Consider the following 25,173-nt stretch of genomic DNA (forward strand, 5'->3'; position numbering starts at 1 on the left):
CCGGTTTGGTCTCCTTGGCCTCGGCCGGACGCGCGAAATAGGGCTCGAATACATCCTGATGCTGCAACGACATTGTGGCCTCCCTGTCGCGCCTCAAACGGGTTCAAGGTGAGCTTGTTCCCGGCTCGCGACAAAACTTCGACCACATCAAGGCTTTCCTGCGGTGTTTCGGCGTGCAAGACAGGGATATGAGCGACGGCGCACATAAGTCATTTATGATTGGCGGGACCGAAATTCCCGCCCGGCCAATTGCGACGGGGCTGCACCTCGTCGCGACGCCCATCGGTAATCTCGGAGACATTACGCTTCGCGCGCTGGAAACGCTTGCCGCCGCCGACATCTTGGCGTGCGAGGATACCCGCGTCACGCGCGTTCTGCTCGACCGGTACGGAATCCGGCAGAAGCCGGTCGCATATCACGAGCACAATGCGGCCGAGGCCGGTCCGCGCTTGATTGCGGCGATCGAGGAAGGGCGCAGCGTGGCGCTGGTGTCCGATGCGGGAACGCCGCTTGTCTCGGACCCCGGCTTCAGGCTGGTCGGGCAAGTGATCGAGCGGGGCATGCGCGTCGTGCCGGTGCCCGGCGCGTCCGCCGTGCTCGCGGCGCTGACCGCTTCCGGCCTGCCCACTGACGCCTTCCTGTTCGCCGGTTTCCTGCCGCCGAAGGACGGCCAGCGCCGCACCCGGCTGGAAGAGCTTCGGCATATTCCGGCAACGCTCGTTTTCTTCGAATCGCCGCGCCGCCTGCGCGAGAGCCTGCAAGCGATGAGTGCTGTTTTCGGCGAGGACCGCGCCGCCGCCGTGGGGCGCGAACTGACCAAGACCTTCGAGGAAATGCGTACCGGCACGCTGGGCGAGCTTGCCTCCGCCTATGCCGGGGAGAACGAGCCGAAGGGTGAAATTGTCGTGTGCGTCGGACCGCCCGTCGCGAAGGCTTCTTCCGCCGGAGATACCGATGCGCTGCTTTTGTCGCTTGCGGGCGAAATGCCTGCCTCGAAAGCTGCCGCCGAGGCGGCCCGCATGACCGGCCTGCACAAGCCGGATCTCTACCGCCGCCTCATGGAACTGCGCGGAAAGAATGGCTGATCGCCTGAGGGCATATCGTCGGGGCCATCGCAGCGAGTTCCTGGCCTCTATTGCGCTGATGGCGAAGGGGTTCCGCATTGTTGCGCGCCGCTACCGCACCCGGCTCGGCGAGATCGACCTGATCGCGCGGCGAGGCGACCTCGTGCTGATCGTCGAGGTCAAGGCGCGAAGGACGCTCGTTGAAGCGATGGAGGCCATCGCCCGGCAATCGGAACGACGGATCGAGGCAGCCGCAGACCTTTGGCTGTCGCGTCAGCGCGACTACGGACGGCTTTCAGTCCGCTTCGACATGGTGGCGGTCCTGCCATGGCGCTGGCCGATCCACGTCGAAAATGTGTTTCACGGGCGTTAGCGCGGCGTGACCCGCATCGGAATGCCGCCTTGCGGCTGGGTGGTCAGCTTCTGCACCGGCCACGGATTTGTCGCTTCGACCGTATCGAAGCGGTAGCGCGAAAGCAGGACGGCAAGCGCGATGATCGCTTCCTGCATAGCAAAGGCCGCGCCGATGCACACGCGCGGTCCGGCACCGAAGGGAAGGTACTGGTAACGGTCGATCTTCTCGCGATTTCCGGGGTGGAACCGCTGTGGCATGAAGGCGTCCGGCTGGTCCCACAGCTTGCGATGGCGATGTACCGTCCACGGCATGACCAGCACCGCCGCCTTTGGCGGAATATACAGGTCCTTGTAGGTTTCGGGCTCGATCGGCTCCCGGTTGATCGACGGCGCGGGCGGATAGAGCCGCAGCGCCTCCTCGAAGGCGGCGCGCGTCAGCGGCATGGCATCCAGCCATTTCGACGGGTCCGGCTCGCGCGCCAGCACAGCGTCAATCTCCGCCTCGACCGGTGTGCGCTCCCATGGCGCTTCGGCGAGGCAATACAGCGTCCACGCGAGCGCCCGCGCGGTCGTCTCGTGCCCCGCACCGATGAAGGTGATGATGTTGTCCTCGATTTCCTGCCGGGTCAGGCCGTCCGGTCCTTCCGCGCGCAGCAGCAGCGTCAGGAAATCCTCGGGCACGCCCTTGTCGCCACTGCTCAGGCGTTCGGTGCGCAGTTTCACCGTGTCGGACACGATCTGGCGAAAATAGGCCATGGTCTTGCGGCCACGAATGCGCGTGAAGCGCGGCAGCCATTCCGGCGCGCGCAGGAGGTCGAGCGGATCGACGCGCCCCATCGTCTCGAACAGGTGATCTATCTCGCGCGCGAAACTGCCCGGCTCGCCGGCGATCTCGCCGGAAAACAGCGTCTCGGCGAGGATGTCATAGGTGAGCATCGTCATGTCGTGCGCGATGTCCACGGTGCCCGGCTCGTCCTGATATTTCTGCGCGAAATCGAGCGTGCGCCTCAGCATGGGTTGCGCGAATCCGAAGATGTTGCGCGGCGTGAACACAGGAGCCATCGCCTTGCGCGACCGCTTCCAGACCTGCCCTTCGGCGGTCAGCAGCCCGTCGCGCAGGATGGGCCGGAGGATGAGCTGGCGCACCGTCGCCATCTTGTAGTTGCGCGCATTATCGACCAGCACATGCCGGATGAGGCCGGGATCATTGGCGATGACCAGCGGTCCGCCAATGCCGGACACCGAAATCCACGGTTCGTTGTAGGACGGCTCGCCCCACAGTTCGAGAGGATTGCGGTAGACGATGCGGATCATCTCCAGCGCCGAGGGCGGCGAGGTGCGCGGCCTTGGCGCGGGCGGCACGAAAGGTGCGGGAGTGGTGTCCATTTCATACAGTTAGATATGCGCGCGGCTTCGCGCAAACGCGGATTTGAGTCGATGGCCGGGCGGAATGCCGCATTTCCACCGCCGATTGCCGCGAAAATGGCGTAAACGATTGGAAAAACGAACCAAAATGCCTATATTTGAACCATCCTCGGATGTTCGATTCGCTACATCTTTTTGAACGTCCGCAATCGTCATAAACTGAAAGTCTTTCATGAGCGACGAGCTAGAAAACGGCAGCGGCGGCAGTGCTGAGTACGGTGCCGATTCAATCAAGGTTTTGAAGGGGTTGGACGCTGTCCGCAAGCGCCCCGGCATGTATATCGGCGACACCGATGACGGGTCCGGCCTGCACCATATGGTCTACGAGGTTGTCGACAACGCCATCGACGAGGCGCTGGCGGGCCATGCCACGAAGGTGACCGTGACGCTGAACCCGGACGGTTCCTGCACCGTGACCGATAATGGTCGCGGAATTCCGACCGACCTGCACCCGACCGAGGGCGTGTCCGCCGCCGAAGTCATCATGACGCAGCTTCACGCGGGCGGAAAGTTCGACCAGAACAGCTACAAGGTTTCCGGCGGGCTGCATGGCGTCGGCGTTTCGGTCGTCAATGCCTTGTCGGTCTGGCTGAAGCTCAAGATCCGCCGCAAGGGACAGGTGCACGAAATGTCGTTCACCCATGGCGTGGCCGACGCGCCGTTGGCCGTGACCGGCGAAGCGGGCAGCGAGACGGGAACGGAAGTGACGTTCCTGCCGTCGACCGAGACGTTCACCATGACCGAATTCGACTACGGCACGCTTGAGCACCGCCTGCGCGAGCTAGCCTTCCTGAACTCCGGCGTGCGCATCGTGCTGACGGATGCGCGGCATGCGGACATCAAGGTCCAGGAACTTCTCTATCAGGGCGGCCTTGAGGAATTCGTCAAATATCTGGACCGCAGCAAGAAGCCGCTGATCGACAAGCCCGTCGCTATCCGGGCCGAGCGCGACGGCATCACGGTCGAAGTGGCCATGTGGTGGAACGATTCCTACCACGAGAACGTGCTCTGCTTCACCAACAACATTCCGCAACGCGACGGTGGCACGCATCTCGCCGGCTTCCGCGGCGCTCTGACCCGTCAGGTCACGGGCTATGCGGAAAGCTCCGGCCAGACCAAGCGGGAAAAGGTCTCGCTGATCGGCGATGATTGTCGCGAGGGGCTGACCGCCGTGCTTTCGGTCAAGGTTCCGGACCCGAAATTTTCCTCGCAGACCAAGGACAAGCTTGTTTCCTCCGAGGTTCGGCCCGTCGTGGAGAACCTCGTTAACGAAGCGCTCGGCACATGGCTGGAAGAGCACCCCGCCGAGGGCAAGATTGTCGTCGAGAAGGTCATACAGGCCGCCGCCGCGCGCGAGGCCGCGCGCAAGGCCCGCGACATAACCCGCAAATCGACGCTCGGCGTGACATCGCTGCCCGGCAAGCTTGCCGATTGCCAGGAGCGCGACCCGGCGAAATCCGAACTGTTCATCGTCGAGGGCGATTCGGCGGGCGGTTCCGCCAAGAGCGGGCGTTCGCGCCAGAATCAGGCCATCCTGCCGCTGCGCGGCAAGATCCTGAACGTCGAGCGCGTCCGCTTCGACCGCATGCTGTCGTCGGAGATGATCGGCACGATGATAACGGCGCTCGGTACCGGCATCGGCAAGGACGATTTCAACATCGAGAAGCTGCGCTACCACAAGATCATCATCATGACCGACGCCGATGTGGACGGCGCGCATATCCGCACGCTGCTGCTCACCTTCTTCTTCCGCCAGATGCCGGAGATCATCGAGCGCGGCCATCTGTTCATCGCGCAGCCGCCGCTCTACAAGGTTACGCGCGGCAAGTCCTCCCAATATCTCAAGGATCAATTGGCCTATGAGACCTACCTGATCGATTCGGGCATGGACGACGCCACCCTGACGCTGGGCAATGGCGAGGTGCGCACGGGGCAGGACCTGTTGCAGGTCATCAACGACGCGATCTCCGTACGATCGCTCATCGGCGGCCTGCATTCGCGCTACAATCCGACCGTGGTCGAACAGGCCGCCATCGCCGGAGGGCTCGCGCCCGAACTGCTTTCCGATCTGGGCGCGGCCTCGGAAAAGGCCGCTGCGATCGCGCACCGCCTCGATGCCATCGCGGAAGAGACCGAGCGCGGCTGGGAAGGCAGGACCTCGACCTCCAACGAGGGGTCGGGCGGGTTCGTGTTCGAGCGCACGGTGCGCGGCGTCAAGGAATATGCGCATATCGACATGGGCCTCATCAATTCCGCCGATGCACGGGCGCTGCACCGCTTCGCCCCGCGCCTTGAGGAGGTCTATGGCGCGCTGCCTGTCCTGCGCCGCAAGGAAAGCCAGGAGGCCATTTCCGGGCCGCTCGCGCTGCTCGAGGCTGTTTTCGCCTCCGGTCGCAAGGGCGTGACCATGCAGCGCTACAAGGGCCTTGGGGAGATGAACGCCGAGCAGCTTTGGGAAACGACGCTCGATCCCAATGTCCGCTCGCTGCTGCAGGTCAAGGTGAACGACGCCACCGATGCAGATTCGCTATTCGCCCGGCTGATGGGCGACGAGGTGGAGCCTCGCCGCGAGTTCATTCAGGACAATGCGCTCAGCGTCGCAAACCTCGATGTGTGACGCACCGGCTTTGCAGCACTGAATGGCAGAACGCGCGCCCGCTTCCCCCGGTCCCGTTTTTCTGGGCATCGACACCGGCGGCACCTATACCGACGCGGTGCTGTGGTCCGAGGCAGGCGGGATTCTCGCCAAGGCCAAGGCGCTGACCACGCGCCACGACCTTGCGCAGGGCATAGCCGGCGCGGTGGATAGCGTGCTTGCCGAATCCTCCGTCGCACCGTCGGCCATCAAGCTCACCTCGATGTCCACCACGCTTGCCACGAACGCGCTGGTAGAGGGACAGGGCGGGCGCGTCGCACTGGTGATGATCGGCTTCTCCGAACAGGAATTGTCCCGCGACGGCCTCAAGGCGGCGGTTGGCTCCGATCCGGTGGTGTTCTGTCCCGGCGGCCATGACGTGCATGGCAATGCGCAGCCGCTGGACCTGTCGGCGCTGGAGGCAGCGCTTCCCGAACTTGCCGGCGTGGTCTCCGGCTTTGCGGTCTGCGCCTATTTCGCGACCCGCAATCCGGCACATGAGCTTGCCGCCTGCGAGCGCATCCGGACGCTGTCGCACCTGCCCGTGACGGCAAGCCACGAGTTGACGACCAAGCTCGGCGGCCCGCGCCGCGCGCTGACGACATTGCTGAACGCGCGGCTCATATCGATGATCGACCGGCTGGTCGAGGCGACCGAAAGTTTCCTTGCCTTGCGCGGCATTGCCGCGCCGTTGATGGTGGTGCGCGGAGACGGCGCGCTTGTTTCGGCGGCTTTCGCGCGGCAGCGGCCAATCGAAACGATTCTTTCCGGGCCCGCCGCCAGCCTTGTCGGAGCAAAATACCTGACCGGGCTGGACAATGCTGTCGTCTCGGACATTGGCGGAACCACGACCGACATCGCCGTACTGGACGGCGGACGCCCCCGTGTCGATCCCGAAGGCGCGACGGTCGGCGGCTTTCGCACGATGGTGGAAGCGGTCGCCATGCACACTTTCGGCCTCGGCGGCGATTCCGAGGTGGCGCTGGAGGAAGGCGCGCTTTCGCCGCGAATCCTGCTCGGGCCACGTCGCCTCGTGCCGCTGGCCCTTGCGGGCCGGGTCCATGGCCCGGCGATTCTCGATGAACTGGAACGGCAATTGCTCAGCGCCAATCCGGGACGCATGGACGGCCGCTTCGCTCTGAGAACGGGGGTGCCGGACCGGCTCGCCGCCGGATTGAACCCTGCGGAAAACCGCCTCTATGACCTGCTCGGACCTGTGCCGCTTCCGCTGGATCGCGTGCTGGCCACGAATGCGCAGAATGCAACATTGAACCGGCTGGTTTCGCGCGGCCTTGCGCAAATCTGCGGGTTCACCCCGTCGGACGCCGCGCATGTGTTGGGCAAGCAGGCCAATTGGGATTCCGCTGCGGCGCGACTGGGCGCGCAATTGTTCGCGCGTCGCCGGGACGGGCGCGGCCAGCCCGTCGCCGAATCCGCCGAGGAGATTTCGGAGCGCGTGCTTGCGGCGGTGACGCGCGCGTCGGCGGAAACCATCCTCGAATCCGCCTTTGCGGAAGACGGTTTCGACGGAGCCTCGACCATTTCCCACGACCTCATACAACGGGCGCTCGACGGCAAATCCGGGGTGGCTCGCCTCACCGTGTCGCTGGACCGTCCGGTGATCGGCCTTGGCGCTTCGGCTGCGCTGCACTATGCCGGCCTTGCGCCTTTGGTGGGGCATGAATGCCTTGTGCCGGTGCATGCGGACGTGGCGAACGCGCTCGGCGCAATCGTCGGGCAGGTGCGCGTGCAGGTCGGCGCAAGGGTGAGCCAGCCCCGGGAAGGCGTGTTTCGACTTGCTGCCGGTGAACGGATCGCCGACTTCAGCGAAGAAGCGCATGCGATGGAAGAGGCCGATCGTTACGTTTCCGAAACGGCGCTCAGGCGCGCACGAGATGCCGGGGCTGATGCCGTGGAGATCGGTATCGACCGCGATATTCGCACATCGACGATTGAGGGGCAGAGGTTGTTCATCGAGGCCGAGATCGTCGCGACCGCGAGCGGCAGGCCGCGTCTGGCCGATCACGGTCGAGCATCGGCCTAGTCAAGTTGTGCAATTGACCCGCGTTGCCTCCCGTGCCAAACGCCGAAATAATTGCCACTTAGCCGCATCTGGAGCCCAGACATGACAGATCGGATCGCAATCGACGGATTGCGCGTCGCCCGCGAGCTTCACGACTTCATCCTGAACGAAGCAATTCCCGGGACGGGCGTGGACCCTTCCAAATTCTGGAGCGGGTTTGCCGCCATCGTGCACGATCTCGCTCCGAAGAACCGCGCGCTGCTTGCCCGGCGCGACGAAATCCAGGACCAGATCGACCAGTATCACAGGGCGAACGGCATTCCGTCCGACCTCGCCGCCTACACGGATTTTCTAAGGCGGATCGGCTATCTTCTGGAGGAGGGCCCAGCCTTCAAGGTGTCGACTGAAAATGTCGATCCCGAGATCGCCGTGATCGCCGGACCACAGCTTGTCGTGCCGGTCATGAACGCGCGTTTCGCCCTCAACGCGGCCAATGCGCGCTGGGGCTCGCTCTACGATGCGCTCTATGGCACGGACGCAATCGACGATGCGGACGGCAAGGCGCGCGGCAAGGGCTACAATCCAGTGCGCGGCAAGGCGGTTGTCGATTGGGTTCGCAACTTCCTCGATGAAGCGGCTCCGCTCGGCGGCGCGTCATGGACCGAGGCGAGAAGCTTTGCCGTGTCGGGCGCAAGGCTGGCAGTCGCGCTTGGCGACGGACGAACAGTCGGCCTGATAAACCCCGACGGCTTTGCCGGCTATCTCGGCGAAACCGGTTCGCCGTCGCAATTCCTGCTCCGCAACAACGGGCTCGGCATCGAAGTCCTGATCGACGCCGCATCCCCTATCGGCAAGGACGACCCGGCGCATATTTCCGACGTCTGGCTGGAGTCCGCGATCACCACCATCATGGATTGCGAGGATTCCGTCGCTGCCGTCGATGCCGAGGACAAGGTCGTCGTTTACCGCAACTGGCTCGGCCTGATGAAGGGCGATCTGGAGGAGGAAGTGTCCAAAGGGAGCAAGACCTTCACACGCCGCTTGAATCCCGATCTCGAATACAAGGCGCCCGACGGCACTTCCTTCGAACTGAAATGCCGCTCGCTGATGCTGGTGCGCAATGTCGGCCACCTGATGACGAATCCGGCCATTCTCGACCGCGACGGCAATGAAGTGCCGGAAGGCATCATGGACGCTGCGATGACGGCGCTGATTGCCCTGCATGACACCGGCCCGGCGGGTCGCCGGAAAAATTCGCGCGAAGGCTCGATGTATGTCGTCAAGCCGAAGATGCATGGACCGGAGGAAGTCGCCTTCGCCGTGGAACTGTTCGGTCGCGTTGAAAGCCTGCTCGGCATGCCGGATAACACCATCAAGATGGGCATTATGGACGAGGAACGCCGCACCACGGTCAACCTCAAGGAATGCATAAGGGCGGCGCGAAAGCGGGTCGTGTTCATCAATACCGGCTTCCTCGACCGGACGGGCGACGAGATTCACACCTCGATGGAAGCCGGGCCGATGATCCGCAAGGGCGACATGAAGCAATCGACCTGGATTCAGGCCTATGAGAACTGGAACGTCGATGTGGGGCTGGAATGCGGCCTCGAAGGCCACGCCCAGATCGGCAAAGGCATGTGGGCGATGCCCGACCTGATGGCCGCCATGCTGGAGCAGAAAATCGCGCACCCGAAGGCAGGCGCGAACACTGCCTGGGTGCCCTCGCCCACCGCCGCCACGCTGCATGCGACGCATTATCACAAGGTCGACGTTCACGCCGTTCAGGACAAGCTCAAGTCGCGGCAGAAGGCGAAGCTGGAGGACATCCTGTCCATTCCCGTCGCGACGCGCCCGAACTGGACGCCGGAAGACATCCAGCGCGAACTGGACAATAATGCGCAGGGCATTCTCGGCTATGTGGTCCGCTGGGTGGATCAGGGCATCGGCTGCTCAAAGGTTCCCGACATCAACAATGTCGGGCTGATGGAAGACCGCGCCACGCTGCGCATTTCCGCCCAGCATATCGCGAACTGGTTGCATCACGGCGTCTGCACGCAGGCGCAGGTCATGGAAACGATGAAGCGCATGGCCTCGGTCGTGGATCGGCAGAACGAAGGCGATCCGAACTATCAGCCGATGGCGCCGCATTTCGACAAATCCATCGCCTTCCTCGCCGCGTGCGACCTCGTGTTTCAGGGGCGGGCGCAGCCGAATGGGTATACCGAGCCGGTGTTGCATCGCCGCCGCCGCGAATTGAAGGAGCAGCGCCGCGCAAATCGGGCGTAGGCGCGCCTCACAACATGCTGCTACTCGCAATCGACACAGCGGCGGCACAATGTGCCGCTTGCGTGTTCGACACCGCATCCCGCCTCGAACGCGGCAGGATCGCGCTCGATCTCGGAAAAGGTCATGCGGAGCGTCTCATGGAGGTGATCGATGGGGCGTTGGCCGAGGCGGGCGTGGGGTACGACGCGCTCGGCCGCATCGCCGTTTCCATCGGGCCGGGCTCGTTCACGGGCGTGCGGGTCGGCGTATCGGCGGCGCGCGGTCTGGCGCTCGCGCTCGATGTTCCGGCAATCGGAATTTCCACTCTGGAAGCGGTTGCAGCCGAGACGCGGGCGTCGTTAGGCGATCCGGTGCTGGTCGCATTCGAATCCGCAGGCGACGCATTGCAGGCAGCGCTGTATGATGCGGACGGCAATGTTCTGGTTGCGCCCGCTATTCTGGACATGGAGGATGCCCTGCGCCTTGCCGAACAACATCGGCCGCTGCTGGCCGGAACCGCCGCCCGGCGTATCGCGGGGGCCGGCGATCTGCAGCTTTCCATCGGCAGCGAGCGAAACACCGCCGATATCGGGACCTATGCCCGCCTGGCAGCGACGAAAGAGGGTGCAGCGGAAAAGCCGAAACCGCTCTATCTTCGCGAGCCGGACGCCAAGCCGCAATCAGGTTTCGTCCTGCCGAGGGCATGATATGCGCATTCCGTTCGTGAGCCGTGAGTATGCACTGGAGGAGCTTGGCCACGAGCATGCCGGGATGCTGTCTGCCCTGCATCAGGAGGATTTCGTTCGTCCGTGGAGTTCGGAGGAATTTTCCTCGTTGCTCGACGAAGACACGATTTTCGGTTTCGGCGGTAAGGAGGTTGGCTATCCCGGCAGCGATATTGCTGGTTTCGTCCTGGCGCGGCTGGCGGCGGGCGAGGCGGAAATACTCACCGTCGCCGTGGCGCGCGCAAGACGGCGGGAGGGCCTGGGCTGGCGGCTGATGGATGCCGTGTTGCGCAAGCTGCACGCCGATCGCGCCGAGGCGCTGTTCCTCGAAGTCGATGAAACGAACGCGCCCGCCATCGCGCTCTACCGCCGCCTTGGATTCCATCAGGTCGGCAAGCGACCCAACTACTACGAATCGAACGGCCCGCATGGCCGCACAAACGCTCTCGTCATGCGGCGCGACCTGCGGTGAGCCATGATCGCCAAAGTCAGGATCTATGCCGCAATCGCCCTTTTCGCAGCCGCGACCCCGTTTCTCGCACTGGCGCAGATGCTCGCATTGCGCGGGCTTTTCTCTCCGGACATCGTGCCGCGCCTGTGGCACCGGCTGATACTGAAATGCCTCGGGCTGAAGGTGCGCGCACATGGGTCGTTGTCCGACCGGCGGCCCCTGCTGGTCGCCTCCAACCATATTTCATGGGCGGACATCATGGTGCTCGGCGCGACGGCGGATGTGCGTTTCATCGCCAAGGCCGAAGTGGCGGGCTGGCCAGGCATGGGGACCATCGCGCGCCTCAACCGAACGGTTTTCGTCGAGCGTGATCGGAAGCGCAAGGCCGGGGAACAGGCGGGAGAGATTGCGCAGCGGCTGATCGGAGGAGATGCGCTGGTCCTGTTCCCGGAAGGCACGACGGCGGACGGCAATTTCATCCTGCCCTTCAAGAGCACGCTTTTCGGGGCCGCCAAGCTTGCGCTGGATGAGGGCGCGCCGACCGTTCATATCCAGCCGGTCGCCATATCCTACACGCGCCTGCACGCCCTTCCGCTCGGACGATACAGGCGGCTGTTCCTTTCATGGACGGGCGACGCCGGATTGTTGCCGAGCCTGCGTGAAATCCTGAGCCAACGTGCACTGGATGTGGAACTTCACTTCGGCGAGCCGGTCGCCTTCACGTCCGCGAGCAGCCGCAAGCAGGCCGCGCGCGAGGTCGAGGACAGGGTGCGCGACATGTTTCGCGCGATGCTCAGGCATCCGCAGCCGATGTAGCGACCTTGCCTCAGCCATTTCGCATTCGTGAGAAAAGATCCAGTGTATCCGAATCGCGAAAGGAGCACCCATGACCTTGCGCACCACAAAGCTGCCTTCGGGCGAATCGGTTCCGGTCCTCGGTCAGGGGACATGGAACATGGGCAACGACCCGCGCCGGCGCCGCGCGGAAGCCGACGCGCTTCGGCTCGGCCTCGATCTCGGCGTGACGTTGCTCGACACCGCGGAAATGTATGCCGAGGGCGGCGCGGAGGAAGTCGTCGCGGACGCGATGGAGGGGCGACGCGACGAGGTTTTCCTCGTATCGAAATTTCTGCCGTCCAACGCATCGGGCAGGCGCGTGCCGGAGGCCTGCGAGCGCTCGCTAAGGCGGTTGCGCACCGACCGTATTGATCTCTACCTTTACCATTGGCGCGGCTCCGCGCCGCTGGCCGATACGGTCGGCGCATTGGAGGCGCTGCGGCAGGCGGGCAAGATCCGGCATTGGGGCGTGTCCAATTTCGACATCGACGACATGCAGGAGATCAGCTCCCGATCGGACGGCGCGCATGTGGCCACGAACCAGCTTCTCTACAATCTCGCGCGGCGCGGCATCGAATTCGACCTGCTGCCATGGCTTCGCGGCAAGGGCATTCCGGTCATGGCCTATTCGCCCGTCGATCAGGGGTCACTCACGACCGACAAGCGCATTGCGGCAGTGGCAAAGCGCCACGGAGCGACCGTCGCCCAGATCGCACTTGCATGGACGATGCGCGCCGATGGCGTCATCTCGATCCCCAAGGCGGTGAAGCCGGAGCATGTGCGCCAGAACCGCGCTGCCGCCGATATCATGCTCTCGGAAGAAGACCTTGCCGAGCTCGACCGCGCCTTCCCGCCGCCGAACCGCAAACGTTCGCTCGAAATGATCTGAAGCCGCGCGAGTTGAGGCCAACCGCACGCAACGGTTTGGCATTGCCTCTTGCGGTGTTATCCCATATGTGAACAATGTATTCACAAAAGAATATGGGAGGACTATATGAGCTTGCCTCGGGCCGAATCCGGCGCGGATGCGAACGACGACCTGCCTTTGAGCGGCATCGTCGTGCTGGATATGAGCCAGTTTCTCTCCGGTCCCTATTGTTCGCTGCGCCTGCTGGATCTGGGCGCGCGCGTCATCAAGATCGAGCGTCCCGACGGTGGCGACCTGTCGCGCAGGCTCTACCTGAGCGATACGGAGATCGGCGGGGATTCCACACTGTTCCATGCGATCAATCGCGGCAAGGAAAGCCTCGCCATCGACCTCAAGAACAAGGCCGATCTCGACGCACTTCGAGCGCTCATCGGCAAGGCGGATGTGCTGATCCAGAATTTCAGGCCGGGCGTGATCGGGCGGCTCGGCCTCGACTACGAGGCCGTCAGGAAGATCAATCCCGGCATCGTATATGCGTCGATCAGCGGCTATGGCGAGGAAGGCCCATGGGTGGACCGGCCCGGACAGGACTTGCTGGCGCAATCGCGGTCCGGCCTGATGTGGCTGAACGGCGATGAAGAGCAGGGACCCGTTCCTTTCGGGTTGGCCGTGGCCGATATGCTGGCGGGCGCTGCCGCCTGCCAGGGCATTCTGGCGGCGCTGGTGAAGCGGAGCGTCCGCGGCCGGGGCAGCCATGTCGAGACGAGCCTGCTGGAAGCGCTGGTCGATTTCCAGTTCGAGGTGCTGACCACCTATCTCAATGACGGAGGCCGCCTGCCGAAACGTTCGAACTTTCGCTCCGCGCATGCCTATCTGTCGGCACCCTACGGCGTATATCCCGCCAGCGACGGATTTCTCGCCATCGCCATGACGCCCATCCCGACGCTTGCCGAGCTCCTGGATCTGAAGGAGGAGCTCGGTGCCTTTGCCGACGATCCGGCGAGCTGGTTCAGGGAACGCGACAATATCAAGCAGATCATCGCACGCAGAATCTCACAAAAGACCACGGATGAATGGCTGGCCGTGCTTGAACCGGCCGACATCTGGTGCGCCAAGGTGCTGAACTGGCAGGAATTGCTTGCCAGCGAAGGTTTTTCCATTCTCGACATGCTCCAGACGGTGGAGCGCGAGGACAATGTGTCGATCAACACGACGCGCGCACCGCTTCGCATCGACGGCGTGCGGCCACGTGTCTCGCGCGCAGCCCCGCGCGTCGGGGAACATTCCGAAATGATCCGCAAGGAGTTCGGGCTTTGAGCGCACGCCTCAGAGGCATGACGTGGAGCCATCCGCGCGGCTATGACCCCATGATCGCTTGCAGCGCGGCATGGACGGCGACCTCCGGTATCGGCATCGAATGGGACAAGCGATCCTTGCAGGATTTCGAATCCTTTCCGGTCGAGCAACTGGCCCGCGCCTATGACCTGATCGTCATCGACCACCCGCATGTCGGGCAGATCACCGCCGAGAATTGCCTCGAACCGCTGGACATAGAGGGTCGTGAAGCGGAGCGCGACGCGCTGATGAAGGGAAGCGTCGGCCAATCCTATCCAAGCTACAATTGGCAGGGGCGGCAATGGGCTTTTCCAATTGATGCCGCGGCGCAGGTCCAGGCCATTCGCCCCGACCTGATCGACGCCGCGCCGCATCGCTGGGACGAGGTTTTGGAACTGGCGCGACAGGGCCGGGCGCTGCTGCCGATGCGCCCGCCGCATTCGCTCATGACGTTCTTCACGCTTGCGGCCAATCTCGGCACGCCATGCGCGACCGAAGGCAGGCTAGTCGAGCCGCGCGACGGCGCGCGCGTGTTCGAGATGATCCGCGAAATCGTCGAACTGGTCGATCCGATCTGCTTCGACATGGACCCGATTGCCGTTTCGGAACGCATGGCGACGCCCGAATCGCGGATCGCCTGCGCGCCGCTGATCTATGGTTATGTGAGCTATGCAGTGGAAGGATTTCGTCCGCGCGGATTGCGCTTTGCCGACATACCGGCAGCCGGCGAGCTTGGCCCCACGGGATCGGCGCTCGGCGGCACGGGAATCGCGGTCTCCGCATTCAGCAGGTCGAAGCAGGCAGCCGTCGATTTCGTCTGTTTCGTCGCAAGCGGCGAGGTGCAGCGCACGATCTATGCGCAGTCGGGTGGACAGCCGGGACACGCGGCAGCATGGGACGACGATGCCGTGAACGATGCCACCGGTAATTTCTATCGCGCCACCCGCAAGACACTCGAAGGCGCGTGGGTGCGGCCGCGCCACGATGGATATATGGACTTCCAGCAGGGGGCGTCCGATTGCATCAATCAGGGCCTGACGGAGAAACGCCGGGCGTCCGATGTGATCGCCGATCTCAACGGGCTGTTTCAGAAGAGCTTCTAGATCTTCCAGATACGCCTCGCATTACCGGACAGAAGCGCGGATCGCTCTTCGTTCGAGCAACCCTGCAACAGAGCGTGGGTCGCGGCAACCCATTGCGCCAACCCGCCGCCAAGCGTGCAGACTGGCCAGTCGCTGCCCCATACCACACGGTCCCATCCGAAGCAGGCTATGACGTGCTCGACGTATGGGCGCAGCGTATCGACCGTCCAGTTTTCAGAATCGGCATAGGCGACGACGCCGGAGATTTTCGCCGTAACGTTGGGACGTCGGGAGATTTCGGCAATGTGTTCCCGCCATGGATGTTCGGCGTTGCCCTTGATGTCAGGGACGCCGCAATGATCGAGAATGAACTGCACGTCCGGCGCGACATCGGCCAGCGCCATGGCCTGCGGAATCTGGCGCGGCAGGACACAGATGTCGAAGGTCAGACCGCTGCCCCGCATGCGACCGATGTTTTCCCGGAAGGTGGCGCTTTCCGACAAGGCGTCCGGCTCGACATGCAGCACACGGCGAAAGCCCTTCACGAACGGGTTCTGCGTTTGGCGCTCGAGATAGTCGGCAAAGCCTGACTTCTCGGGACGGCATGCGGCGATTGCGCCGCGAATCAAGTTGCCGGGCGTGCGGGAGAGCTTCTCCACATAGGCCGTTTCGGTCTCGATTTCGGACGGTGCGACATCCACTTCCATGTGCAGCACGCCCGAAATGCCCGCGCGCAGCGCCTGCCGCGCATATTCGGAATAGAGAAAATCGCGGTTGAGCGCAGGCACGCCGGACAGCCACGGATAGCTCAGCGCGGACTGGTCGATGAGGTGCAGATGCGTGTCGATGATCATTGGCCGTTCGCGTCCCCCGTTCCATATCCGGCAAGCTGTGACAGGTGCTGGACGGCCCCAAGCAGCAATTCGATGGTGCGTGTTATGTCGGGCGCGGGCGGCTGGCTGATGACGGTGATGTAGGGAATTGTCAGCGCCGCGATTGCCTTGCCGTCCGGCGCGAGGACCGGCGCGGAAAGATTGTAGACCCCCGCCGTCTGCATGGAGGCCATCATCTCGTAGCCACGGTCGCGCACCTGATCCAGCCGCTCGAAAAACTCCTTTGGCCGATCAGGCTTCTCGGTGCTGCGCAGGTGTTCGCCGATCATCATGCGCCGTTCCTCGTCGTCACGGAACGCCAGCAGCACATGGCCGGAGCCGGTGTCGAACAGGCTGATATGCGAGCCGACCCTGATCGAGATGCCCCAATAGCCGGGCGCTTCCTGCTGGGCGATCACCACTGCCGCGCCACGGTCGAAAACGACGAGCTGGTTCGCCTGCCGCGTGACCTCGGCAAGCTCGCGCATGATCGGCGTGGCGAAGGAGACAAGCCGCCGCACAGGTGCGTGCAACTGGCCTAGCCCAAACAGCTTCAGCGTCAGCGAGAAGCGGTCGCCGTCGAGCCGCGTGACATAGCCGCGCCGCACCAGCCGGTCTAGCATGCGATAGAACTCGTTGGGGCTGCGCCCGAGCTTCTTCGAAATCTCCGCCTGCGTCAGGCCTCCATCGACGCTGGACAGCAGCTCAAGGATATCGAGCCCCTTGTCCAGCGCGGGCGCGCGATAGCGGTCGTCACTATCCTCCACCTTGTTCTCTTCTCCAGTGAATTTCTTCCCTTACATATGCAGAAAGCTACGCAAAAGGGAAGGATCGCCTGTCCGGAACTTTATTCTTGACCAACCTGTAAAAATAATCTTTGTATATGAATGAAGCTTTGTCAACGGCGGCTTCAATGACGTGGCGGCTTTTGCCGACAAACGGGAGGAACAGATGAAACACTGGTTGGCGGGCCTTGCGGCCGGCGTATGCGTATTGGCTCTGGCAGGTGGCGCTCAGGCGCAGGACCTGCCCGGAAAGTTCGAAGGCGTCACGATTGACGCCAAGCTGATCGGCGGTCAGCAATACGAAGCGCTCTATGCGCGCATTGCGGAATGGGAGAAGGCGACCGGCGCGAAGGTCAACGTCCTCTCCAAGAAGAATCATTTCGAACTGGACAAGGAAATCAAATCCGACATCGCGTCCGGTTCGGTAAGCTGGTGCGTCGGGTCGAACCACTCGTCCTTCGCGCCGCAATATCCCGGCATCTACACGGACCTTTCCGTGCTCTTGCCGAAATCGGAAATCGACGCATTCGTGCCCGCCAACATCGCCGCCTCGACCATCGACGGCAAGCTGGTGATGCTTCCGCGCGCTCAGTTCGACGTATCGGCGCTCTACTTCCAGAAGAGCCTGTATGAGGACGAGGCGAAGAAGAAGGAATACAAAGACAAATACGGCGTCGACCTCACCCCGCCGGACACCTGGGAAGAGGTGACGCGGCAGGCCGAGTTCTTTGCGAATCCCCCGGATTTCTACGGGACCCAGTTCGCAGGCAAGGAAGAGGCCATCAATGGCCGCTTCTACGAAATGGTCGTCGCAGAGGGTGGCGAATATCTCGACAAGGACGGCAAGCCTGTCTTCAATTCCGATGCAGGCGTGCGCGCGCTCGACTGGTTCGTGAACCTCTACAAGGCAAAGGCCGTGCCCGCAGGCACGACAAACTACCTCTGGGACGATCTCGGCCAGGGCTTTGCCTCGGGCACCGTAGCGCTCAACCTCGACTGGCCGGGCTGGGCCGGGTTCTTCAATGATCCGAAATCGTCCAAGGTCGCAGGCAATGTCGGCGTGAAAGTGCAGCCCAAGGGATCCTCGGGCAAGCGCACCGGATGGTCGGGCCATCACGGCTTTTCCGTGACGGAAAACTGCGCCAACAAGGAAGCCGCCGCGTCGCTGGTCTGGTGGCTGACCAATGAGGACAGCCAGAAACTCGAAGCCGCCGCCGGTCCTTTGCCCACGCGCACGGCGGTGTGGGAATGGGATATCGAGCAGGCCAAGGGAGACGCCTACAAGACGGAAGTCCTGAAGGCGTTCCAGGAGGCCGCGCAGAACGCGTTCCCGGTTCCGCAGACTGCGGAATGGATCGAAATATCGAATGCGGTCTATCCCGAGCTTCAGGCCGCCATCCTCGGCGACAAGACTTCGAAGCAGGCTCTTGACGATGCGGCCGCGAAAGCGACGCAGATTCTTCAGGACGCAGGGAAGCTGTAAACCTGTCGAGAGTGGCGCAGGCTGAAAGGCTTGCGCCGCCCCTCACTGCCCTGCCGGGCGTCTCTCCCCGCAAGCGGGGAGAGAGATACTTTCATCACGGCATCGCCAATCGCCGAGATTTGCGGGTTGGCACAAACGCTGGCAACAATTCGCTCGTCCCAACCTACGGATAAGGGGCGGCGGCGATGCCAATCATCAGAAACAGCAACACGAAACCATGAAATCCTGGAAACTTTCAGCCCCGCTTCTTCTTCTGCTGCCGTCCTTCATCGTGCTGGCGGCGGTGGTGGTCGTGCCGCTGTTGCTGTCGTTCTATTCCAGCTTCACGCCGTTTCGCCTGACGCGGCCTGAGACCTTTTTCGTCTTCATCGGCCTGCGCAACTACGTGACCATCCTGTCCGACTGGAATTTCTGGGTGGCCTTCGGTCGCACCGTGCTGCTGCTGACCGTTGCGCTCAACCTTGAAATGCTGCTCGGCCTCGGCCTTGCTCTTCTGGTCGAAAAAGCGTCGCGCGGGCAGCGCGTGCTGCGCACCATCATGATGTTTCCCATGATGTTCTCGCCGATCCTCGTCGGGTTCCAGTTCAAGTTCATGTTCAACGACAATATCGGCCTCGTGAACAACGCATTGCAGGCGGTGGGTCTGACCGACCGCGCTATCCCGTGGCTGATCGACGGAACGCTCGCCTTCATCGCGATCCTGACCGCTGAGGTCTGGTCGTCCGCGTCGGTATTCGCGATCCTGATCCTCGCCGGCCTGCTTGCCATGCCAAGGGAACCCATCGAGGCGGCGCGCGTCGACGGCTGCACCCCCTGGCAGACATTCCGCTATGTGACATGGCCCTTCCTGATGCCCTTTGCCTACATCGCCATGACGATCCGTTCGCTTGATGTCGCGCGCGCCTATGACATTGTGAAGATCATGACCGACGGCGGGCCGGCGGGCCGCACGGAGCTTATCTGGACGCTGGTTGCGCGCACCGGCTACAGCGACGCACGCATGGGCCTCGCCAATGCGATGGCCTATTTCTCGATCCTGCTGTCGATCCTGTTCACAGTCTATTTCTTCCGCAAGCTCGCAGCTGCGCGCACGCAGATCGGCGCGGAGTGGTGATGCCCATGGATGCCAACGCCTCCGCCCGCACGAAGAAGCGCCTGCTTTCCATCGCGCACAAGATCGCGCTGTTCCTGGCGATGCTCATCATCTGCATGCCGGGAATCTGGATCGTCCTTTCCTCGCTGAGGCCGACCGTGGAAATCATGGCCAAGCCGCCAGTCTGGATACCTCGGGAACTCTCGCTTGAAGCCTATGTCGCGATGTTTTCCGGCGTCGGCAAGGGCGGCATTCCCGTGCTCGACTATTTCCGCAATTCGCTCATCATCTCGGTGACCTCGACGGTGATCGCAATCATCATCGGCATGGCAGGCGGCTACGCTTTCGCGCGCTTCCGGTTCAGGGGAAAGTCGGGCATGTTCCTCGGTCTGATGCTGACGCGCACCGTGCCCGGCATCGCGCTGTCGCTGCCGCTGTTCTTCGTCTTTGCCCGCGTCGGGATCATCGACACGCATTTCGGACTGATCCTCGCCTATGTGGCGCTGAACATTCCTTTCACGATCTGGCTGATCGACGGCTTCTTCAGGCAGGTGCCGAAAGACCTCGCCGAGGCCGCGCAGATTGACGGCTGCACGCGTTGGCAGGCGTTCTGGCAGGTTGAATTTCCCCTCGCCGGACCCGGCATCGCATCGGCGGGCATCTTCGCATTCCTGACGTCTTGGAACGAATTCGCTCTCGCCTCGCAACTCACGCGATCCATCAACTCCAAGACGCTGCCCGTCGGCCTGCTGGACTACACGGCCGAATTCACAATCGACTGGCGCGGCATGTGCGCGCTGGCGGTGGTGATGATTATCCCCGCGCTGACACTCACCTTCATTGTGCAAAAGCATCTCGTCGGCGGTCTGACCTCCGGCGCAGTGAAGGGGTGACACCGAGATGACCGCACGGAAAAAGAGCATCTGAGCATGGCAACCGTTTCCCTGAAAAAGCTGACGAAGCGCTACGGTCCGATGGAGGTCGTTCACGGCATCGACCTCGAAGTGGCCGACCGCGAGTTCATCGCACTGGTCGGTCCGTCCGGCTGCGGCAAGTCCACGACGCTGCGCATGATCGCGGGGCTGGAGGAAATCTCTGACGGAACCGTTGAGATCGGCGGCAAGCCGGTGAACGACCTGCCGCCGCGTTCGCGCAACATTTCCATGGTGTTCCAGTCCTATGCGCTCTATCCGCACATGACCGTACGGGAAAACATGGGCTTCTCGCTCAAGATCGCCGGACGCGCGCAAAACGAGATCAACGAGCGGGTGAACGAAGCCGCCGCCATCCTCGACCTCAACCATCTGCTTGACCGCCGCCCTTCGCAGCTTTCGGGCGGCCAGCGCCAGCGCGTCGCCATGGGCCGCGCCATCGTGCGCGATCCGGACGTGTTCCTGTTCGACGAGCCGCTTTCCAATCTTGACGCCAAGCTGCGCACGCAGATGCGCACCGAGATCAAGAAGCTGCACGCCAAGGTTCGATCCACTGTGGTCTATGTCACCCATGACCAGGTCGAGGCCATGACGCTTTCGGACCGCATCGTCATCATGCGCGACGGCTATATCGAGCAGGTCGGCACGCCCGACGAGGTGTTTCGCCGCCCGGCGACCCGCTTCGTTGCGGGCTTCGTCGGCTCGCCGCCCATGAACCTGCGTGAGGCGACCATGACCGGTGGGAAGCTGGCCTTCCCGAACGGTGCGACACTGCCGCTGCCGCGTCAATTCCGCGACGGCGTGTCCGCGGGCGACAAGGTCGTTTTTGGCCTGCGCCCCGACGATGTCTATCCCTCCAACCACGGGCTGCATTCCGGCGAGGCGACCGATGTCCATGAGCTGGAGTTGCCTGTCACGGTCACCGAGCCGCTGGGCAACGAGACGCTGGTGTTCGCGGATTTCGACAGCAGTGACCTCGTCGCCCGCATGCTGAACCCCAGGCCGCTGAAATCCGGGGACAAGGTCAGGATGAGTTTCGACCTGTCGCAGGCGCATCTGTTTTCCGCCGAAACCGGAAGGTCGCTGAGGACCTGACAATGGCGAAGATCGAGCGTGTCGAATTGCGTATGGTCGACCTTGTTCCCAAGGTCAGGCGTACCGACGCCATCCAGAGCTTCGTTTCCCAGGAGACGCCTATCGTCACGATCACCGATGCGGACGGCGCGACCGGCACCGGCTACAGCTATACGATCGGCACGGGCGGCTCCTCGGTCATGCGCTTGCTGGCGGATCATCTCGCGCCTCGCCTGATCGGGCGTGACGCCGACATGATCGAGGCGATATGGCACGATCTGGAATTCGCCACGCACGCCACCACAATCGGCGCGATCACGTCGATTGCGCTCGCAGCCATCGACACCGCGTTGTGGGACCTGCGGGCGAAGAAGCAGGGCCTTCCGCTGTGGAAACTGGCGGGCGGGGCAAAGGAGCGCTGCCCGCTCTACACCACCGAGGGCGGCTGGCTGCACATCGATACCGAGGCGCTGGTCGAGGATGCCGTGCAGGCGAAGGCAAAAGGCTTCGCCGGCTCGAAGGTGAAGATCGGCAGGCCGCATGTTTCGGAAGATGTCGCGCGCCTTTCGGCGGTGCGCGCGGCGGTGGGCGACGCCTATGAGATCATGACCGACTGCAATCAGGGCTTCACCGTGGACGAGGCGATCCGGCGCGCCGAGCGGTTGCGCGACCTCGATCTCGCATGGATCGAGGAGCCTTTGCCCGCAGACGATATTGACGGGCATGTGCGCCTGTCCAACGCGACCTCAACGCCGGTCGCGGTGGGCGAGTCCCTTTATTCCATCCGGCATTTCCGTGAGTATATGCAGAAGGGCGCATGCTCCATCGTGCAGGTGGATGTGGGCCGAATCGGCGGAATCACGCCCTGGCTCAAGGTGGCGCATGCGGCGGAAGCATTCGACATTCCGGTCTGCCCGCATTTTCTCATGGAACTGCATGTCAGCCTCGTCTGCGCCGCGCAGAACGGGAAATACGTCGAATACATCCCCCAGCTCGATGATTTGACGGCCTCGCGCCTGCGGATCGAGGATGGCCACGCTTATGCCCCGTCCGAACCGGGCATCGGCGTCGACTGGGACTGGGACGCGGTGATGGGAAAAAGCGTTTCCGAATTCACGCGCGAGATCGGGAGGTAAGCACATGCGGCGCATGGGAGCGATTCTGGGTATCAGGCCCGAGGCAATTGCGGAGTACAAGCGGCTGCACGCCGATGTGTGGCCCGAAGTTCTCGCCAAGATCGCGGACTGCAACATCCGGAACTATTCGATTTTCCTGCGGCAACCGGAGAACTTGCTGTTCGCCTATTTCGAATATCACGGCACCGATTTCGCCGCCGATTCCGCGAAAATGGCCGCCGACCCCAAGACGCAGGAATGGTGGGCCATCAACATGCCGTTGCAGGTCCCGCTCGAAACCCGCGCCGAAGGCGATTGGTGGGCGACCATGGACGAGGTGTTCCATGTCGATTGAGGCTGGGAATTGCAGAGAGCAGCCGGCATGACATTCGATCCATCAAGCCTCGCTCAATCGTGGCCCGCGCCGTCGAATCCGCGTCCGGTGGTTACCTTCGGAGCCGGTTCTATCGTGGGAGACGCACATTTTCCGGCCTATCGGAAATCCGGCATCCCGATTGCGGGGATCTATGATCCCGACCTTGAAAAGGCCGAAAAGCTTGCATCGGAATGGGGCATTGCCGCCTATCGCACGGCGGAGGAAGCCGCTTCCGTCAAAGATGCGATTTTCGATCTTGCGACACCGCCCGCGTTCCATGCATCGGTCCTGAAAATCCTGCCGGACAATTCTGCGGCGCTGATTCAGAAACCGATGGGGAGCGACCTGCGGGGCGCAACCGAGATACTCCAGATCTGCCGTGCGAAGAATCTGACCGCAGCCGTGAACTTCCAGCTTCGCTTCGCGCCCATGATGCTGGCGCTGAAGGACGCCATCGCAAGGGGCTGGCTGGGCGAGGTGGTGGATTTCGACGCCTGGCTGGCGCTGGACACGCCATGGCCGCATTGGCCTTTCGTGTTGAAATCACCGCGCGTGGAACTCGCGCTGCATTCCATCCACTATCTCGACTTCATCCGGCAGGTGCTGGGTGACCCGAAGGGCGTGCACGCGAAATCCATCGGCCATCCGAACCATACGGTGGCGCAGACCCGCACGAGTGCGATCCTGGACTATGGCGAGACCGTTCGATGCGCATTGTCGATCAACCATGACCATGCGTTCGGGCGCAGGCATCAGGCTTGCGAATTCCGGGTCTGCGGGACCGAGGGCGCTGCGTGGCTCCAGCTCGGCGTCAATCTCGACTATCCGCGCGGCGAACCCGACATACTGGAGATTCGCCCGAAAGGCGGCAGCGACTGGATTGCGGTGCCGCTCAAGGGCGAATGGTTTCCTGACGCCTTCGTCGGACGCATGGCGAATATGCAACGCTACGTGGCCGCCGAGGACAGCGAACTGGTCAGCTCCGTGGAGGATGCTTGGAACACGATGGCGTTGATCGAGGCCGCCTATCAGTCGAGCGCGGCCCCGGCCACACCTCTTGCAAGGAAGCCTTGAGATGGAAGTGGTCAGCTATTTCGAGGACTACGAGATCGGCTCGTCCAGAAAAACGTCGGGCCGCACGATCACCGAGACGGATTTCGTCGTCCATGCCGGGCACACGGGCGATTTCTTCCCGCACCACATGGACGCGGAATTCATGAAGGACACGCCGTTCGGCCAGCGCATCGCGCACGGCACGCTGGTGTTTTCCATCGGTGTCGGGCTGACCGCCAACGTCATCAACCCCGTCGCATTCTCCTACGGCTATGACAGGCTGCGCTTCATCCGGCCCGTCTTCATCAACGACACCATCCATTCCGTGACGACCATCACCGCCAAGGAGGACGACCCGAAGCGGCCTGATGCAGGCCGCGTGATCGAGCGCCTCGAAGTGAAGAACCAGCGCGGCGAAACCGTGCTTGCCGCCGACCACATCTACGTCGTCGAACGAAGGAAGAGCTGACAGCATGACCGACCTGACCGGAAAGACCGTCCTCATAACCGCCGCCGCGCAAGGCATCGGGCGCGCTTCGGCACTGGCGTTCGCCGCCGCGGGCGCCTCGGTCCATGCGACCGACATCAACGAAAAGCTGCTCGGCGAACTGAATGCCGCAAACATCACGGCCCGCCGCATGGATGTGCTGGACGAAGCGGACGTGCGGGCGGTGGTCGGGGATATCGGAAAGATCGACATATTGTTCAACTGCGCGGGCTTCGTCCATTCCGGCTCCGTGCTTGAGATGAAGGACGAGGATTTCGACTTCGCGGTGAACCTCAACGTCCGCTCGATGATCCGCACCATTCGCGCCGTCCTGCCGGGAATGCTGGAGCAGGGCGAGGGAGCGATCATTAACATGTCGTCGGTCGCAAGCTCGGTCAAAGGCGTGCCGAACCGCTTCGCATATGGCGTGACCAAGGCGGCGGTAATCGGCCTGACCAAGTCGGTCGCCGCCGACTACATCACGCGCGGCATTCGCTGCAACTGCATCTGCCCGGGCACGGTGGAAAGTCCGTCGCTGCAAGACCGGATGCGCGCGCAGGGCGACTATGAACAGGCGCGGGCGGCGTTCGTTGCGCGCCAGCCCATGGGTCGACTCGGCACCCCCGAAGAAATCGCCGACCTTGCGGTTTATCTCGCAGGCGCAACTTACACGACAGGCCAAGCCTACAACATCGACGGGGGATGGTCCGTTTGAACCCGCAGAGCAGGGAACCAGCATGAAACCAGACTTCAAGGCGGACGCATAGCGCAAGAGCGCCGTCCCGACATTACCGATCGATTGCTCCACTCCCCGGAGTGGAATGGAATTCTCTTTGCGC

At 62.9% G+C, this 25,173-nt stretch carries 23 protein-coding genes; 20 read left to right on the top strand and 3 right to left on the bottom strand.

Translation table 11 applies throughout. From position 1 onward, the window contains the following. Positions 1-215 precede the first annotated feature (215 nt). Both rsmI and M9924_06630 read left to right on the top strand, forming a co-directional pair. Positions 216-1,085 carry a 16S rRNA (cytidine(1402)-2'-O)-methyltransferase gene (gene rsmI / locus M9924_06625; GenBank protein ID MCO5064076.1) on the top strand — a complete coding sequence of 290 codons (870 nt, stop codon included), beginning with the start codon at positions 216-218 and terminating at the stop codon, positions 1,083-1,085. Further along, positions 1,078-1,437 (top strand): YraN family protein, encoded by a 360-nt coding sequence (locus tag M9924_06630; protein MCO5064077.1) that lies wholly within the window; start codon positions 1,078-1,080, stop codon positions 1,435-1,437. The genes rsmI and M9924_06630 overlap by 8 nt, the downstream gene beginning before the upstream one ends. Here the strand turns inward: M9924_06630 and M9924_06635 are convergent. After that, complete coding sequence (locus tag M9924_06635) at positions 1,434-2,804, bottom strand: cytochrome P450 (protein ID MCO5064078.1); 1,371 nt, start codon at positions 2,802-2,804, stop codon at positions 1,434-1,436. The two genes, M9924_06630 and M9924_06635, sit on opposite strands and share 4 nt — an antisense overlap. Positions 2,805-3,015: 211 nt before the next feature. Between M9924_06635 and gyrB the strand changes: the two genes are divergently transcribed. From gyrB to M9924_06680, 9 genes are all read left to right on the top strand, one after another. Beyond that, complete coding sequence (gyrB, locus tag M9924_06640; GenBank protein MCO5064079.1) at positions 3,016-5,460, top strand: DNA topoisomerase (ATP-hydrolyzing) subunit B; 2,445 nt, start codon at positions 3,016-3,018, stop codon at positions 5,458-5,460. A gap of 22 nt (positions 5,461-5,482) precedes the next feature. Beyond that, the gene (locus tag M9924_06645; GenBank protein MCO5064080.1) at positions 5,483-7,522 is read left to right on the top strand and encodes a hydantoinase/oxoprolinase family protein; all 2,040 of its coding nucleotides are present in this window, start codon (positions 5,483-5,485) and stop codon (positions 7,520-7,522) included. Between the two features lie 81 nt (positions 7,523-7,603). Next, positions 7,604-9,787, top strand: a complete 2,184-nt coding sequence (locus M9924_06650) for a malate synthase G (protein ID MCO5064081.1) — start codon at positions 7,604-7,606, stop codon at positions 9,785-9,787. A 14-nt stretch (positions 9,788-9,801) separates the two neighbouring features. Then, positions 9,802-10,473, top strand: coding sequence for a tRNA (adenosine(37)-N6)-threonylcarbamoyltransferase complex dimerization subunit type 1 TsaB (tsaB, locus tag M9924_06655; protein MCO5064082.1), 672 nt, complete (start codon positions 9,802-9,804; stop codon positions 10,471-10,473). A gap of 1 nt (position 10,474) precedes the next feature. Next, entirely contained in the window at positions 10,475-10,963 is a 489-nt protein-coding gene (locus M9924_06660; protein ID MCO5064083.1) for a GNAT family N-acetyltransferase, read from the top strand. A 3-nt stretch (positions 10,964-10,966) separates the two neighbouring features. After that, complete coding sequence (locus tag M9924_06665) at positions 10,967-11,758, top strand: 1-acyl-sn-glycerol-3-phosphate acyltransferase (protein MCO5064084.1); 792 nt, start codon at positions 10,967-10,969, stop codon at positions 11,756-11,758. 70 nt (positions 11,759-11,828) lie between these two features. Continuing rightward, entirely contained in the window at positions 11,829-12,668 is an 840-nt protein-coding gene (locus M9924_06670) for an aldo/keto reductase (GenBank protein ID MCO5064085.1), read from the top strand. Positions 12,669-12,773: 105 nt separating this feature from the next. Next, positions 12,774-13,964, top strand: coding sequence for a CoA transferase (locus M9924_06675; GenBank protein MCO5064086.1), 1,191 nt, complete (start codon positions 12,774-12,776; stop codon positions 13,962-13,964). After that, complete coding sequence (locus tag M9924_06680) at positions 13,961-15,085, top strand: extracellular solute-binding protein (protein ID MCO5064087.1); 1,125 nt, start codon at positions 13,961-13,963, stop codon at positions 15,083-15,085. The genes M9924_06675 and M9924_06680 overlap by 4 nt, the downstream gene beginning before the upstream one ends. Here M9924_06680 and M9924_06685 read toward each other — a convergent pair. Beyond that, the gene (locus M9924_06685) at positions 15,082-15,918 is read right to left on the bottom strand and encodes an amidohydrolase (protein MCO5064088.1); all 837 of its coding nucleotides are present in this window, start codon (positions 15,916-15,918) and stop codon (positions 15,082-15,084) included. The two genes, M9924_06680 and M9924_06685, sit on opposite strands and share 4 nt — an antisense overlap. Beyond that, positions 15,915-16,703 carry an IclR family transcriptional regulator gene (locus M9924_06690; protein ID MCO5064089.1) on the bottom strand — a complete coding sequence of 263 codons (789 nt, stop codon included), beginning with the start codon at positions 16,701-16,703 and terminating at the stop codon, positions 15,915-15,917. The genes M9924_06685 and M9924_06690 overlap by 4 nt, the downstream gene beginning before the upstream one ends. Positions 16,704-16,887: 184 nt before the next feature. Here M9924_06690 and M9924_06695 point away from each other — a divergent pair, with 184 nt between their 5' ends. The 9 genes from M9924_06695 to M9924_06735 all read left to right on the top strand — a co-directional run bounded on the left by M9924_06695 (position 16,888) and on the right by M9924_06735 (position 25,049). Then, positions 16,888-18,204 (top strand): sugar ABC transporter substrate-binding protein, encoded by a 1,317-nt coding sequence (locus M9924_06695; GenBank protein MCO5064090.1) that lies wholly within the window; start codon positions 16,888-16,890, stop codon positions 18,202-18,204. 217 nt (positions 18,205-18,421) lie between these two features. Continuing rightward, positions 18,422-19,318 (top strand): sugar ABC transporter permease, encoded by an 897-nt coding sequence (locus M9924_06700; protein ID MCO5064091.1) that lies wholly within the window; start codon positions 18,422-18,424, stop codon positions 19,316-19,318. Between the two features lie 5 nt (positions 19,319-19,323). After that, positions 19,324-20,190: a carbohydrate ABC transporter permease gene (locus M9924_06705; GenBank protein MCO5064092.1), complete on the top strand. Its 867-nt coding sequence runs from the start codon at positions 19,324-19,326 to the stop codon at positions 20,188-20,190. Positions 20,191-20,226: 36 nt separating this feature from the next. Beyond that, positions 20,227-21,324, top strand: a complete 1,098-nt coding sequence (gene ugpC / locus M9924_06710; GenBank protein MCO5064093.1) for a sn-glycerol-3-phosphate ABC transporter ATP-binding protein UgpC — start codon at positions 20,227-20,229, stop codon at positions 21,322-21,324. A 2-nt stretch (positions 21,325-21,326) separates the two neighbouring features. Next, entirely contained in the window at positions 21,327-22,439 is a 1,113-nt protein-coding gene (locus tag M9924_06715; GenBank protein ID MCO5064094.1) for a mandelate racemase/muconate lactonizing enzyme family protein, read from the top strand. A 4-nt stretch (positions 22,440-22,443) separates the two neighbouring features. Continuing rightward, positions 22,444-22,773, top strand: a complete 330-nt coding sequence (locus M9924_06720) for an L-rhamnose mutarotase (protein ID MCO5064095.1) — start codon at positions 22,444-22,446, stop codon at positions 22,771-22,773. A 27-nt stretch (positions 22,774-22,800) separates the two neighbouring features. Beyond that, positions 22,801-23,868, top strand: a complete 1,068-nt coding sequence (locus M9924_06725; protein ID MCO5064096.1) for a Gfo/Idh/MocA family oxidoreductase — start codon at positions 22,801-22,803, stop codon at positions 23,866-23,868. A 1-nt stretch (position 23,869) separates the two neighbouring features. Next, entirely contained in the window at positions 23,870-24,316 is a 447-nt protein-coding gene (locus M9924_06730) for a dehydratase (GenBank protein ID MCO5064097.1), read from the top strand. A gap of 4 nt (positions 24,317-24,320) precedes the next feature. Then, positions 24,321-25,049 carry an SDR family oxidoreductase gene (locus M9924_06735; GenBank protein MCO5064098.1) on the top strand — a complete coding sequence of 243 codons (729 nt, stop codon included), beginning with the start codon at positions 24,321-24,323 and terminating at the stop codon, positions 25,047-25,049. Positions 25,050-25,173: the final 124 nt, after the last annotated feature.

The sequence above is a fragment of the Rhizobiaceae bacterium genome, from assembly GCA_023953835.1.
In the GTDB taxonomy this organism is placed as follows: domain Bacteria; phylum Pseudomonadota; class Alphaproteobacteria; order Rhizobiales; family Rhizobiaceae; genus Mesorhizobium_G.